This is a genomic window from Bradyrhizobium sp. 164, assembly GCF_023073715.1.
GTDB lineage: Bacteria > Pseudomonadota > Alphaproteobacteria > Rhizobiales > Xanthobacteraceae > Bradyrhizobium.
The window spans coordinates 26,249-40,684 of record NZ_JADPKA010000016.1 but is presented as its reverse complement, the minus strand read 5'-3'; the positions used below and the strand labels follow the sequence as shown (position 1 = coordinate 40,684).

General features: G+C 58.2%; 11 protein-coding genes and 3 pseudogenes. 5 read left to right on the top strand and 9 right to left on the bottom strand.

Annotation, left to right across the window (positions count from 1 at the left end; all coding sequences use genetic code 11):
* Positions 1-4: 4 nt before the first annotated feature.
* The 5 genes and pseudogenes from nifN to IVB01_RS05330 form a co-directional block, all read right to left on the bottom strand.
* Entirely contained in the window at positions 5-1,387 is a 1,383-nt protein-coding gene (gene nifN / locus IVB01_RS05350) for a nitrogenase iron-molybdenum cofactor biosynthesis protein NifN (RefSeq protein ID WP_247297510.1), read from the bottom strand.
* A 9-nt stretch (positions 1,388-1,396) separates the two neighbouring features.
* Positions 1,397-3,046 carry a nitrogenase iron-molybdenum cofactor biosynthesis protein NifE gene (nifE, locus tag IVB01_RS05345; RefSeq protein ID WP_247494311.1) on the bottom strand — a complete coding sequence of 550 codons (1,650 nt, stop codon included), beginning with the start codon at positions 3,044-3,046 and terminating at the stop codon, positions 1,397-1,399.
* Positions 3,047-3,165: 119 nt separating this feature from the next.
* Complete coding sequence (gene nifK, locus IVB01_RS05340) at positions 3,166-4,725, bottom strand: nitrogenase molybdenum-iron protein subunit beta (protein WP_247279069.1); 1,560 nt, start codon at positions 4,723-4,725, stop codon at positions 3,166-3,168.
* A gap of 80 nt (positions 4,726-4,805) precedes the next feature.
* Positions 4,806-6,308: a nitrogenase molybdenum-iron protein alpha chain gene (gene nifD, locus IVB01_RS05335; protein ID WP_247494301.1), complete on the bottom strand. Its 1,503-nt coding sequence runs from the start codon at positions 6,306-6,308 to the stop codon at positions 4,806-4,808.
* Positions 6,309-7,732: 1,424 nt separating this feature from the next.
* Positions 7,733-8,057: pseudogene (locus IVB01_RS05330) on the bottom strand (ISNCY family transposase); the annotation flags it as partial.
* Positions 8,058-8,300: 243 nt separating this feature from the next.
* Here IVB01_RS05330 and IVB01_RS05325 point away from each other — a divergent pair.
* Together IVB01_RS05325 and IVB01_RS05320 are read left to right on the top strand one after the other, a co-directional pair.
* Positions 8,301-8,489, top strand: a complete 189-nt coding sequence (locus IVB01_RS05325) for a hypothetical protein (protein WP_247494300.1) — start codon at positions 8,301-8,303, stop codon at positions 8,487-8,489.
* 23 nt (positions 8,490-8,512) lie between these two features.
* A pseudogene (locus IVB01_RS05320) lies at positions 8,513-8,881 on the top strand (transposase); the annotation flags it as partial.
* A 23-nt stretch (positions 8,882-8,904) separates the two neighbouring features.
* On the opposite strand, the gene IVB01_RS05315 reads toward IVB01_RS05320, so the two are convergent.
* Positions 8,905-9,225, bottom strand: a complete 321-nt coding sequence (locus IVB01_RS05315) for a hypothetical protein (RefSeq protein ID WP_247494299.1) — start codon at positions 9,223-9,225, stop codon at positions 8,905-8,907.
* 509 nt (positions 9,226-9,734) lie between these two features.
* Here IVB01_RS05315 and IVB01_RS05310 point away from each other — a divergent pair.
* Complete coding sequence (locus tag IVB01_RS05310) at positions 9,735-9,905, top strand: RNA-binding protein (protein ID WP_247494298.1); 171 nt, start codon at positions 9,735-9,737, stop codon at positions 9,903-9,905.
* Here the strand turns inward: IVB01_RS05310 and IVB01_RS05305 are convergent.
* Together IVB01_RS05305 and IVB01_RS05300 are read right to left on the bottom strand one after the other, a co-directional pair.
* Complete coding sequence (locus tag IVB01_RS05305; RefSeq protein WP_247494297.1) at positions 9,902-10,384, bottom strand: hypothetical protein; 483 nt, start codon at positions 10,382-10,384, stop codon at positions 9,902-9,904. The genes IVB01_RS05310 and IVB01_RS05305 overlap by 4 nt on opposite strands.
* A 12-nt stretch (positions 10,385-10,396) precedes the next feature.
* Positions 10,397-11,530: a helix-turn-helix domain-containing protein gene (locus IVB01_RS05300; RefSeq protein WP_247494296.1), complete on the bottom strand. Its 1,134-nt coding sequence runs from the start codon at positions 11,528-11,530 to the stop codon at positions 10,397-10,399.
* Between the two features lie 83 nt (positions 11,531-11,613).
* On the opposite strand from IVB01_RS05300, the gene IVB01_RS05295 reads away from it, so the two are divergent.
* The gene (locus IVB01_RS05295) at positions 11,614-12,501 is read left to right on the top strand and encodes an IS1 family transposase (protein WP_247494295.1); all 888 of its coding nucleotides are present in this window, start codon (positions 11,614-11,616) and stop codon (positions 12,499-12,501) included.
* Positions 12,502-12,512: 11 nt separating this feature from the next.
* Positions 12,513-13,305: pseudogene (locus IVB01_RS05290) on the top strand (IS3 family transposase); the annotation flags it as partial.
* Positions 13,306-13,568: 263 nt separating this feature from the next.
* Here IVB01_RS05290 and IVB01_RS05285 read toward each other — a convergent pair.
* Positions 13,569-13,862: a hypothetical protein gene (locus tag IVB01_RS05285; RefSeq protein WP_247494294.1), complete on the bottom strand. Its 294-nt coding sequence runs from the start codon at positions 13,860-13,862 to the stop codon at positions 13,569-13,571.
* Between the last annotated feature and the right edge of the window lie 574 nt (positions 13,863-14,436).

The following is a 14,436-nucleotide window of genomic DNA, read 5'->3' as shown; positions in this document are numbered from 1 at the left end:
CTGCTCAATGCAACTGGGGCGGATTGGCCTGCGGCCCGCCGCAGGTTGATCGCCAGGTGTCGGACGTCGGCCCATGGTTGGCTTCGCGGTCGGTGATGATCAGATTGGCGATGTCAAAGATCAGATCGCGCGTGCCGCGATAGCCAGCGATCGTGAGGTGCGCAGCGCCAACGCGATCGAACATCGGAAAGCCGACCCGGAAGAACGGGACATTGAGTCGCGAAGCGGCCTGGCGGCCATGTGAATGCGACATCAAGAGGTCGCAGTCACGCGACCTGGCAAGCTCTTCAAGATCCTCCAGATCGCCGATCAGGACGTCCTCGGTCCTGACCCGCTGGAGCACCGGTGAGTTCGTCGTCGTCACCGCAGCACTTACCTGTGCGCCCATTTCGTGGAGCAAGCTGGAGAGATCGAATAACAAGTCCGGCTCGGCGCCGATCGCGAGCTTGCGGCCGCCGATATGGAAATGTGCATCCAGCATGGCGTCTGCCAGCTGTCCACGCTGCCGGCGATATTTCCAGGGCACCGACCGGCCGCTGATCTGGCTCAGGAAGGCGATGAATTCGTCATTTGGGACAAGGCCACAGAGCCGCTCGAACAGGCGGAACGGCGTGCCTGTCCGCACCTGCATGGCCTCGGCCGCACGGCGCATTTGTGCGCCGATCGCGATCGTCCAGGCCACCTGCCCCATGGTCGCAATCTCGTCCACTCCAATGCCCCCGATCGTGGTAGGCGTGAATTCGTCGGGGATGTGACCGTCCAGCGAACCGGCAACGTCCGGCAGGAACGAGGGCTTGAGCCCAAAATCCTCAAAAATCGTGCGAAGCTCGTCGAGATCGCCGGGCGTGAGGTGACAACCAGGTAGTACGTTGACGCGGGAGATATCGCGCGGTCTCGCTGTGTCGACCGGAGCCACAAGCACCTCGATCATCCGCGCCACTGTCTTGCCCCAGCCATCCTGAAAGGCATCCTTGAAATCCGGGGTCGAGACGTAGACAAGGGGGAGCTTTTCGAGCTTCGGATGCTTCTGTCGGATCAACCGGATGAAGGCTTCGACGTCATCGCCGTTGGTCTCGGTGACGCCAGTCGAATTGATGCCAATGATCTCGGGCTCGACCCGATTGTAGATGTTGAGGATCGCCTGTTCGAGATTCTCGTGGCCACCGAGCACGGTGGCAACCTCGCTCATGGCGGTCGTCTGCATCGGCACGGCTTCATTGAAATGGCGCACGAACAGCGTCAGCCCGAAGGAGGTGCAACCTTGCGGGCCGTGCAAAAGCGGCATCGCGCCGCGCAGGCCCAGGAAGGCAAATGAGCCGCCGATCGGCTGGCTCATTTTGAGCGGATTGACCGAACAGGCTTTCTTCGAGGTCGTGACGATCGCCATGTCGTTCCCCTACTCCGCCGCCTGCAGTGCCGGGGGCTGCAGATCGGAACAAATGTCCTTACAAGCAACGCACCGTGCGGTGGAATTGGTGCACGGCCACGTCCTGGCGGGCTTGGCGAGATTCGGGCCATGCGCCTCAATCGCGCTCTCACCACCGCCGGCCTCACCTTCATTGGAGGAACTTATCGTATTGACGCCGTTCTTGCTCGCGTCCCGAACTGGATCAGCGGCTTGCGCATACATCTGCGCAACTGTCCTTGCCTGACGCTTCCGGTCGAACTCATCCCATGGCGCGGGTTGGCGGAGCTGATCCCATATCGGATTGTAGAGCGCTTTCTCGATCTCCTCCATGAGATTGACAATCCCGATATACCCCATGTAGGCGTGGCAGCGCTCCTGGTTGATATCGAGCCACGGCATCGCCGCCTTTAGTGCGACGAATTGCGACTTGCCGCCGGAGAGCATGATGTCGGCTTTTGCGTCCTTCAGCATCTTGTAGATCTCGCGAGGCGACATGTCCTCGATCATGTGGGCGTCCTGGCCCATTAATTCCTTGATACGTTCCTTGTCCTTCTTGGTCGATTTCTTCACGGACGTGCCGACGATCTCGAGCCCGGCCTCTTGCAAAGCGGCCACCATCGACCAGGATTTCACGCCACCGGTGATGAGAACAACCCTCTTGGCGGCAAAGCGTGGTTTGAAACGTTCAATCGCAGCCCAGGCTTTGGTCTCTTCGCGTGCGATCAGGGCTTGCGTGCGCTCCATCAGCTCAGCCGGCGCGCCGCGTTCGATCAGCATGCGCGCGATCTGGCGCAGTGAATCGCTGGAATCCTCAATACCGTAGAACGAGCCTTCAAAAAACGGGATGCCGTAGCGCTGCCTCATCTTGCGTGCGACGTTTATCATTGCCTTTGAGCAGACCATCATCGCGGCTTTGGCTCGGTGCGAATAAGCGACCTCGCGATACTTGCCGTCCCCCGAGATGCACGACAGGACCCGGATTCCGAGCTCATCGAGCAGCGGCTTGATCTGCCAGAGTTCGCCGGACAGGTTGTATTCGCCGATGATGTTGATGTCATACGCAGTGGTGTAATCGGGCTCTCCGGTACCGATGACGTGCTCCAGCAGTGCTTCGCCCGCGAGCTTGTTGCCAAGGTTCTTCGACCCCACAAATCCCGGTGCATTGATGGGAATGACCGGTTTGCCAAATTTGGCGGAGGCCGCCTTGCAGACCATATCGATGTCGTCACCGATCATTGCGGGCACGCATGTCTGGTAGACGAAGATGGCCTGCGGGTCGTATTTCTCTGTGATCTCCTTGACTGCCCTGTACAACCGCTTCTCGCCGCCGAACACGATGTCGGTCTCGCTCATATCTGTGGTGAAGCTTCTGCGCCACAGATCGGAGCCGGAGGAGGCGGAACCGCGATTGTCCCAGGAATTGCCCTCACAGGCGATTGGACCATGCACAAGATGGGCAACATCGGTGAAGGGCTGCAGTGCGACTTTGGCGCCATCGAAGGCACACCCACCGGCGACGCCGCCCGGCTTCAGCTGCTTGGTGCATCCATTCTTGCGCTCGACGTTCGACTTGCTCGCGTTCCTGGCGCAGCCCGGTTCGTTAAAGACGTCCTGTATGGTCGTGGGAAGCGAAGTCATGGCGTCTCTTTCGGGGATGTCAAGACATTCGCACAGACCAAGAGGATGGTCCGGCGGATAACCCGGGATCCCCGCCACAGCGCCGCTGTTCCTGCGGACAATGAGGCGGGGCGCTCGCCTCAACGTATGATGTCGAAGCTGTAGTCTGTCTTGCCAACTGAGCTGGTTTTTCGATCGATCTCATCAAAGATCTTGTCGAGAATCTTGACCAGCACATTCATGCTACCCTGATAGCCCCACACTGGATAACGATGGTGATGATGGCGATCGAAGATGGGAAACCCGATGCGGATTAGCGGCGTTCCAGTGTCACGCTCGAGATACTTGCCATAGGTGTTACCGATCAGGAAATCGACTGGTTCTGTGAACAGGAGCGAACGCATGTGCCAGAGATCCTTGCCCGGGAAGGCGCGGCAGTTTTTACCGAACGGCGAGCTCGCGAACAGCGCCTGCATCTTCTGCTCCCAGGCCTTACTTCCGTTGGTCGAGAGCACGTGCGTCGGCTCAGCGCCAAGCTCCAGCAAGAATGCGGCCAGGCCATAGCAGAGGTCGGGATCGCCGTAGATCGCGAACTTCTTGCCGTGAACATGCGCGCTAGAATCAGCCATTGCGTCTACCAGACGCCCGCGCTCCCGCTCCAGCGCATTGGGAATTGCCTTGTTGGTGATACGCGACAGCGTCATCAGGAAATCGTCCGTGGCGCTGACACCCAGCGGGTGATTGAAGGCGACGACCTCCTGGTCGTGCCCCTTGATGAAGGGCAACGTCTTCTCCGTACAATATTGCTGCATGGAAATGGTTGCCTTCGCATGGACTGCGTTCGCGGCATCCTTTAGTGTGGTGCCGCCATCATACATGCGGAACTCGCCGTCGGTGGGGGTATCGAACACATCGCTGTTATCCGCGAGGATCGTATAGCCGATCCCCATCAGCTCGAAGATGCGCTTGATCTCACGGATGTTTCCGACAGTGTAGCCATCGAAGCCACCGATGAAGTTGATCCAGTTGTTCGCTTTGCGCTGGAGTTTAGGCGCCGTGCCGGCTTTGCCATCCCAGAAATGCTCGAGGATGCCCTTGAGCGTGTTGTCGTAGCCCGTAATGTGGCTACCGACGAATGCAGGAGTGTGAGCGAATGGTACGTCGTAGTCCGCGGGGACTGAACCTTTTTCCTTTGATGTTTTGATGAAGGCGTTGAGGTCGTCGCCAATGACTTCCGCCATGCAGGTCGTGGCGACCGCGATCATCTTCGGCTTGTACATGTTGTAGCTGTTGGCAAGCCCGTCGGTCAGGTTGTTGAGCCCCCCGAACACAGCCGCGTCTTCCGTCATGGACGAGGAGACGCACGAGGTCGGCTCCTTGAAGTGCCGCGACAAATGGCTGCGATAATACGCGACGCAACCCTGGGAGCCGTGGACGAACGGCAGTGTGCGCTCGAACCCGAGCGCGGCGAACACCGCACCTAGCGGCTGGCAGGCCTTCGCCGGATTAACAGTTAGCGCCTCGCGGGCGAAGTTCTTCTCGCGGTATTCGGGCGTCTTGGACCATTCTCTGATACGGTCGACTTCGGCGGGATCGTGCGGATTCTCAAATAGCGCCTTCTTATTGGCCAGCATCTGCTGGTATTCGTCTCCCCGGAAAAGCTCAGAGTGGTCGAGGATGTGTTCGGCGTTCTGTGTCATCATGGCACTCTTCAGGTTCTTGTGTTCGTTCTCCTGCCCTTCCCTCCTCTGCGGAAGAAAGGGCCCGAGCGTCGGCTTTCCTATTCCGCCGCCATGAGGCTCGGCCGCGGAGCGTCCTTCCAAGGTGCGCTGGTCTTCCCCCAGATCGGGGAGTTGATTGCCATATCCATGTCTCGGGCGAAGATCGCGAAGCCGTCATAACCGTGGTAAGGACCCGAGTAGTCCCAGGAATGCATTTGGCGGAACGGCACGCCCATTTTTTGGAAGACGTATTTTTCCTTGATACCGGAGCCGACGAGATCGGGCCGGATCTTTTCTACGAAGCGCTCGAATTCGTAGCCGGTGACATCGTCGTAGATCAGCGTGCCGTCCTTGACGTAGTGCTGGGCGGTGCGCTGATAGTCGTCGTTGTGACCGAACTCATAGCCTGTGCCGACAACATCCATGCCGAGGTCCTCATACGCGCCGATGACGTGGCGAGGACGTAGGCCGCCTACGAACAGCATTACGGTCTTGCCATCGAGCCGCGGCCGGTATTTCGCGGTCACCGCATCGACCAGCGGCTGATATTTCGCGATGACGCGCTCGGCGCCCTCCTTGATCTTATCATCGAAGAAGCTTGCAATTTTGCGCAGCGACTCCGCGATTTTGGAAGGCCCGAAGAAGTTGTACTCGCACCAGGGAATCCCAAATTTTTCCTCCATGTGCCGTGAGATGTAGTTCATCGAGCGATAGCAATGCAATATGTTGAGCTTCGCTTTCGGCGTCGCCTCCAATTCAGCGAGAGATCCATCCCCGGACCACTGGGCGATGACGCGCAGGCCCATTTCTTCGAGCAGGATCCGTGACGACCAGGCGTCGCCGCCGATGTTGTAGTCACCGATGATGGCGACGTCATATGGGGTCGGCTCAAATTTAGAGCTGGCTTCTGGGGCGCTCTTGTCGAAGATCCAATCTCGAACGGCGTCGTTCGCGATGTGATGGCCGAGCGATTGTGACACTCCACGAAAACCCTCGCACCGCACAGGCACGATGGTTTTGCCGCCATATTGCTTTGACTTTTCTCTGGAGACTGCCTCGATATCGTCACCGATCAAACCAATTGGACATTCGGACTGAATGGTAATGCCCCTGTTGAGAGGAAACAGCTCCTGCAGCTCGTCGACGAGTTTTGTGACCTTTTTATCTCCGCCGAACACGATATCCTTTTCCTGGAAATCGGAAGTGAACTGCAGTGTCACGAACGTGTCGATGCCGGTCGTGCCGACGTAGTAGTTGCGCCGCGAGCCCCATGAGTACTGACCACAGCCGACCGGACCGTGACTAATGTGGATCATGTCCTTGATCGGCCCCCAGACCACGCCCTTGGAGCCCGCGTAGGCGCAGCCGCGGATGGTCATTACGCCCGGAATGGACTTGATATTGGATTTGACGCCACAATCCGACTTTCCCGCCTCGTGAACACTCAGATGCTTGGCGCGCCTTTTGGCGGTCTTCTCTGGGTAGACCTTCAACACCTCATCAATTAGCTGCTTGTTGCGCGCCTTGATCTCTGCGACGCTTTCGGTAGTTGCTCGGCTCATACGAATTTCCTTTCCATTGTCGTCTCAAATGAAGAAGCGACGCTTTTCCGGTAGATCGACGGATTTCCGATCCGGCGTTGAGGTGTAAAGCGTGCAAATCTCCATGGCCGGTCCTACCGAACGCAACTTCGCGGGCTTCCGGATCCAGCGGCCGATCAGGATGTTGCGGCTCATCTCGGCTAAGCGCTTGCGAGCACCATGCGTGACGCTGTTGATTTGTCGACGGAATCGCTGACCAAGACGCGTCTCGGTGATGTCATGCCTGCCCTCCAGCGATTGGTCATATCGTCTTCTTTACTCGCTCGCGTGCCATCAGGGGGCGGCCTGCCCCTCTGCATGTCGATGCAAGGGGCTAACAGCCGCCTGTTGCGCGAGGGTCTGCAACGAGTGTGCCAGCGGTGGTTGAATACAAAAACCCACGTCTGTAGAGCTAGATAGCTGCTAGGATGCGGATTGTTATAAAACTGACCCTGCGTGGCACCGACAGGCTTACCCGCTAAAGCCCTGTCTGAAACAAAACAATCACTTGCGCTCTCCGCCAGCGAGATGGCTAAATTCTTCCCCGCGCGCCGACGTCACTCCGGTGCGGCAGCTTTGCTTGGCGCACCCATCGAGCGATCGCAAACACCATCGGTTCGAGATGGACTTCAGCGCACGTAGATGCGCGCATGGTGTTTGCGATCGATCCTAAGAAAGTGGTGATTGAGCTGCACCATCTCTTCCGGAAGAGTAAGAGAACTCAGTTGTCAGCAGAACGCTTTCTTTTACTTACGCGCGATCTTTCGCTTCGCTCGTCATTCCAATTGATCTCGTGGAGACGCGCTCTAATGTGGCGACACCGATCTCGTGGAGAGCATGTGGGGCTGATCGATTCTCAACCCGCGATAGCCTTAAAGGCGCAAGCTCGTGGCCCTTCGTCGTTCGGGGTAAAGGGGTCGGCGTTCTACAATGGCCCCGTTCTTGTCATTCGGCAGTCCAGTTGCAGCTCGCTTCAGCATCTCGGTCAGACACGCCACGACGCAATTCGCACTTTGATTGGGCGCGCGTCGACTTTTTCTATCGCCGCTTGCGGAAGCGTGACACGATGAGCCGAAGCCGGCACCGAGTGCAGCGACAACGAGGGCGGTCTGCTGATGAGCGCGAGGCCCTCCTCCCACCAAAGACGGACACCGCTAGAGCGGCTCGATCAGTGCGGGCTACCCTCAATTTCGCGTTGAGGGTTCATCGTCGGTCGATGAAGCTTCGCATATTCTCCGTTCGGCAAATAGTGCCCGTGGATAGCCCACTTTTGTCTACTTCCCGGCGCGAAATTGATGTTTTCCAGCCTTTGGCCAAGGCATGGACCAAACAAACCCGGCCGGGTGGACGGCGGGGGTCTGAAGCGAGCAATGATGGGGGCGAGGTCTACGGAGCGGCTCGCCTGCTCATCGTCCGGCCGATGTTGACGAGGTTGAGATCACGACGAGGGCGACCCAGCGCTGCATTCCGGCGTCATCCTTCTATCAGCATCGATTGAGACCGTTTCGCCGCTTAACCACGCTGATGCGTCCCTCACATCGCGTGCGCCATTTTTGGCCATCGCGGAACCAGCGCTTCTTCTGTTCGCGCTTGCGCTCAGGGCTTTTGCTCGATCGATTGGGAATGCATACCCCTTGACCCCATTGCTCTCGCAGCGGCCTCGTTCCTGGCAGAGTAGAACCCGGCGTCAGTCGCCATCAGCCGCGGCACGCGCCTCAGCTTGACCTGGTGGTTGCGATCGTGCCGAGCCGACCACGACTGCGGCTCTTCGGGCACCGCTTCGCTAGTGCTTCGTGCACCGCGGCCACGATCTGCTCGTTCGCCAGCATCTGATCGGCGTGCTGCATCCACTCTTCGCGAAGATCACTCACTTGCTAGGCGATCAGCCCATCGCCAAAGCTGAGTTGCGCCCGCCGCATCTCAATCATCTCGCCGCCCCGCGCGCCTTCGATGCGGCTCTGGACGTAGCAGCTCATGATTGAGTTGGCAGATGCCCTCGATCGCCTGCTTCAGCTTCTGATATTTGTCGAGCCAGCGACGAACCTCGGCGACCCGTTCGTGACGTACGCTGAACTGCTGCGTGCGGCCGCCGGCGTATGTCACGGTGAGCACGAACACCTGGTGCCCTTCGCCGCGCGCGGCTTTGAGCTGCTGCCGGTTTGATGGACACCAGGATTAGATGTTTCATGAAGCCGGAGGTGGGCGATGAGAGACGGAAGTTCAGTCGCGAGTTAAAGATCGAGGCGGTCAAGCTGGTTAGGGAGCGCGGGGTGTCGGTGGCGCATGGCGCGACCTGGATGTTCATGAGAACGTACTGCGCAAATGGGTGAAAGAGCTCGGCTCCAATCCGGTGCAGGCCTTTCCCGGCCACGGGCAAATGAAGCCCGAGCAGCAAGAGATCGAGCGGCTGCGCCGTGAGGTCGCCAAGCTAAAGGCCGAGCGGGATATCCTAAAAATGGCCGCAGCCTACTTCGCGAAGGAAGCGACATGAAGTTCGCCTTCGTCGCGAAGCACCGAACGATCTGGCCGGTGTGGCATGGCTATGCGATGCGCTAGGGGTAGTGTCTCAGTTTGAATTTTAGCGAGGTCGCTGGCGAAGCACGGTTGGAAATGACGAATGATGGCGAACCCACTTTCGTGTCTCGGGGCAAATCCAGCCGATCACCTTTGTGATGCGCCCATAATCTTCCGAGAGAGACCGTCCAATCAGCGGTTCATGATGGAAGATGCGGTTTCTCAAATCTTGGACCGCGTTTACTGCGGCGCTTACGTCGCGAATCGAACCGTTCAGATGGGGAAAGGCATTTCCGACTTCGTGGTCCCAAATCGGCTCGTTGTATTCCCTCTTGAGCATAGCGGCCCAAAATCCAAGCATCAGAGAAGCAACGATCTGGTCCATGTGAGGCTCGCCCCCATATTTGCGGCGTAGGCGTTGAGCGGCCTTATCTATGTCCTGACACCGCTCTAGCCCGAGAATTCGCCGGGCAGCTGGATCGGACCACCAAGTTCCGCCGAGCCTGGCTGTCATAGCTGCGTGAATTACATTTCTGAGTGCAATTTCAAGCGCTTACAGCGGGTAATGCAGGCTCTGACCAATAGTCGCATTCCAGAGATAGAGGGAATTCGCTATATTCCTGGAACCCAGCCGCTTCCAAATAAGTTGCCCATCGAGGCGCAGAAGCGTCCGTCAAAGTAAGGTCCCGTTGCGCGCCGGTGCTCGCCTAGCTAGGCGAAACCGGACCAGATAGATCCCCGCGACAGCCCCTCAAAAGGCCCTCGCGGGGTTTCGCTTTTTGGGGACCGCAATACGCGTTATGCTTAGCGGCAAGCAGTCTACAAGTTGTGGAGCCCATGCCAAGAGGTCCTAAAGGCGAAAAGCGGCCCGGCGATGTGATCGGAGCTGCGATCATGGTCGGCAAGATCGCAACCGGCGAGATTGAAGAAGGCAGCGCGCCAGAATCGAAGGCTGCTGCTGCACTGGGGAGGCGAGGCGGCAAGGCGCGCGCCGCTGCTCTTACTCCCGAGCAGCGGGCCGAGATTGCCAGAGCGGCAGCAGACGCCCGATGGAAGAAGGGCTAGCCCGTATCTGTGGAGCCTTCATCGTCCGCTGCCTTACGAAGTTCAACGTCAAACGTGAGGTCGAGAGGCAGTTGGATCGGCTCCTCGTTAGGATTGACGCTGTGCCAATGATCCAAATCTAACGTCAAAGTGTATGCGTCTGTGACGATCTGCTCGCGGCGATGATTGGTTGACTTCATCATCTGAGAACGGGTTGCTTCGTCTGTATCGACGTAAACGAACAGATTAAGCTGGCCACTCTTAACGGGAATGGCTTGATAGGCGCGGTACGGTTTACCCGTCGCCTTATCGTATTTCCGCTCTGCCTGAGCATCGTCAGCGAACAGCTTCGCCAGCATTTCGACGTCAGACGGAGGCTTTGGCATGGTCCATCCGTGGCTCTTAGCGAAGGCAGCCACTTTGTGCATGTCAATCTCTTGCTCTCCGGTGACGTCTTTATAGTGCCGGAGGAAACGCTGCCGCTCTTGTCTCTTGCTCATTGTAATTCCCTGTTAGAAGCCGACTGGAGCTACGTCGCCCCATCCGTCTTTGATTGCGTTGGGTAAGATAAGCGTGCGGACCTTTGCGAGATGATCTCGAAAGCGATCATATCGGCCCGTCTTCCGTTGTAATTGCCCAGCTACAATTCCGGGATGAACCTTTAGGATGCGAGCAAATGCGATCAGATCGCGCTCTGCAAAGAACGGCGCCTTACGATCTACGAAATCCTTCATCATCTTGGATGGAACGCAAAACTCTTGCGCTGCGCAATTAGCGACGCGCTCTTCTTCTGCCACACCTTCACCGGTGCCGGCGCGGTCTCCTTCAAGCTCAACATCCAGCATGGTCCCATGCATCTGAAGGACATGCTCGATTTCATGTCGAAGGACGAACCAAAAGTTGTCTATCCGGTCATACCGGAGCGACATGGCTATCACTGGCGCGCGTTCGTTGAGCCAAAAGCAAACGCCATCGATTTTCGCAGAAGTTAAGGATTCAACGATAACAAAGCGAACACCGCATTCCATCAGGATGCGCGGAACTCTGGCGACGTCTTCTGCGGCAAGCATCGACTGCCGGAGCTTTCCAAGCGCAGCAGTAAGGGCTTGCGGCGAATAGCGGGCAACCAGCATGTCGCTGGCGATCTGCTTAACTCTGTAAAGCCAAGCCAACTGCGCGGGTGTCAGCGGAGTGTTGACCTCGGTTTTCTTGGCTGCATGGGGCAATATTTCAATGTCGTCTAAACGGTTCACGCCAAAGAACCGGATCAGCCCGGCTTCAACGTTTTTCTTGTCTCTTACGTTTTCTGCGGCAATCCACCCGCGCTTGATCATTTCGGCTACGGGGAGATCACCGTACAGCAACGCTCTGGTTGCCCGCCCCGGATCGGGATTCGCGACAATGCGGGCCTGCGCGAGATCAAGGTCCTTTTGAAGAGCAAGAAAGCGCTCCGCAGGAATCTGAAACACCTCCTCCAAAACCAGGGCCAAGTCGGCATCAATAGCCTGCTTGTTACTGACTATTTTGTTTACCGTTGTTTCTCCAATGTCCAGCACGACAGCGAGCGTGCGCTGGGACCAGCCCCTCTGCTCCAATAGCGCGTGAAGAAACTGACCGGGCGAGCGAAAATTCTGGGAATCAAGCATGATTATTGCAATATAGCGAACTTGCGCAAAAACGCAAACTGAACTTCTAGCTTGGCTGCAAGCATAAGGCTCATTATGAAGCCATGAACAAGCTGCCTCTCCAAACCCGCGTTCAAATCCTCCAGATGCTCTGCGAGGGATCGACCATGCGGTCGATCTCTCGGGTCACCGGGGTATCGATCAATACGGTTTCTAAGCTGCTGGTGGATGCCGGGATGGGTTGCGCCGCCTTCCATGACGCGACCGTGCGCAACGTGCCTTCCAAGGCCGCCCAGTGTGACGAGATTTGGTCGTTCAGCTACGCCAAGCAGAAGAACGTCAAGTTCGCCAAGGCTGCCCCGGATGCAGCTGGCGACGTCTGGACTTGGACGGCAATTGATGCCGACTCAAAGCTGATCGTGTCCTGGCATGTCGGGGACCGTGGCGCGCATACTGGCACGGCTTTCATGCACGACCTTAAGGCCCGCCTCGCCAATCGCGTCCAGCTCACCACCGACGGCCACAAGGCCTATTTGAAAGCCGTCCTTGAGGCGGGCCTCGACGCCGACTACGCGATGCTGAACAAGATTTTCGCGACCGATTACGCTGGCCCCGGCCGCTACAGCCCGCCCAAGTGCATCGGCGCGATCAAGAACCCCATCATGGGCAACCCCGATCCGGAGCTGGTCAACACGTCTTTTGCCGAGCGCCAGAACCTCACCATGCGCATATCAATGCGCCGCTTTACCCGCCTCACCAATGCGTTCAGCAAGAAGTTCGAGAACCACTGCCACGCGCTGGCGCTCTATTTCGTCTTCTACAACTTCTGCCGCGTTCACAAGACGCTTGGCGCAACGCCGGCGATGGCATCGGGCCTGATCGACCGGGTTATGAAGATGACGGACGTGATTGCGCTGATCGACGCCGCCAACCCGGTACCGGCTGTTCGAGGTCCCTACAAGAAGCGCGAAGCGGTCGAAAATTCAAACTGAGACACTACCGAGTGTCGCGGTCGGGCTTCCATGCCTGGCTGAACCGCTCTCCCAGCGCCAGATCCCGCAGCGACGAGGAGCTCGGCGGCAGGGTCAAGGCCAGCTTCGCCGCCAGCGACCGCAACTATGGTGCGCGCCGGGTGTGGCGTGATCTGCTCACCGATGGGGCGGACTGTGGCCTGCACCGGATTGAGCGGCTGATGCGCCTGCAAGGCTTGAGGGCACGGCCGCGACGTCGGCGCTTGCCGAAGGACAGCGGCGATCGACAGCTCGAGACGGCCAACCTTCTGGACCGGCAGTTCGCTGCCGAGCGTCCGAACCAGAAATGGATCGCCGACTTCACCTATCTCTGGACGGCCGAAGGCTGGCTCTATGTGGCAGCGGTGATCGACCTGTTCTCACGCCGCGTGGTGGGCTGGTCGATGAGTGCCGCCATGACGGCGCAGCTCGTGACCGACGCATTGTTGATGGCCGTCTGGCGGCGCGGCAAGCCGGATGCGCTGTTTGCATCACTCCGACCAGGGTAGCCAGTACACCAGCGAACAGTTCCAGCGCCTGATGGCCGACCACGGCATCGTTTGCAGCATGAGCCGCTCCGGCAACGTCTGGGACAACGCGACGATGGAGAGCTTCTTCTCCTCGCTCAAGACCGAGCGTACGGCCAACAAGGTCTACCGAACCAGAGATGAGGCACGCGCCGATGTGTTCGACTACATCGAACGATTTTACAACACGACCCGCAGGCATTCGACCATCGGCTATCTCAGCCCGGTTGAGTTCGAGCGCAAGCTGGGATTAGCTTAACCGGGTGTCCATCAAACCGGCAGCAGCTCACTTGCAGTTTTCCGCCGACCGGCCGACTCTGAATTCAGACTGCGTCGACCTAATGTGCGCTGGGAAGTAGTCTAGCGCCTTTAAGTGCCTTCGGAGTTTGGGCTCAACCTTTGTTGCGGTGTGCTCGTCTTTGAGGACGGCACACAGGCCGGAGCGGCATTCATCGTGTGGAGTTAAGAGTCGACAATGGCTCGTCCGCCCGAGCGCTCGCGGAAATCAGCGTGAGACACGAGTCACTTCCAAAAAAGAGATTCTGGCCAATCCGTGAACTCCAATTCGAAGCTACGTAGGCCAGTAAGTTTGGTGGTGAATTTAAGGGTCTTCCCTGAAAGGGCTGCCAATGAGCCAGATGCGAACTTGAATACTGTCGTGCCGGAAGTTGCGACCGCAATGCCTTGCTCGCCTTCCATGCTAGAGAAGCCGGTCGCGTCGGAGAGTTGCCCAATTGCAACTCCCTCCAGCGCGCGGTGCAATTCCAGGGACGCTAGGTACGTTCCTTTATCAGCAGCCCACTCGCTGACCGACACTGCTGTAATCCCCGCGTCCCTCGAGAGACCATCCGCGATCCGACAGCCATATTGAACCGTGAGAATGACCCGCTCGTTCCGAACTCCGGCCGGCTCCCTATCGGCGGCAGTGATCGTGCACGCGTACCGCCTTGTGTCCGCAACCGCGCCCGTGCTTAGCCCGAGCAACTCGAGAGCGGAACATAATACAAAAGCGATAACGGGTCTTCTCATTCGGCCACACCTAGTCTGGAGTATCGTTCGCGTGCTCTGTACAATCTGACGCTACGGCCGATTCAAGCTTCTTCGATCGCTCTGTCGGATGAAAGCTACTCATGGTGAGCGCGGTTTCGCAGACAACGGCGCAATCGGTGTCCCCCAGCCGTGGTCCTGGATGGGCGGCCGGAACGGTTTCATTATCGACGCTCACGGTGCGCCGCGGGCCAGCACATCGGTGAACCAAGGCCGAGGACCGGCGCATTTCAGTTCAGCGGCGGCCATGATGAGCGCGGCGGTCCGCGGCGACGGAGCCTACGTTTCTGACGCGCATGCGTTCTATGAGCCGACGCCATTTTGCGCGCCAATGACCCGCGGC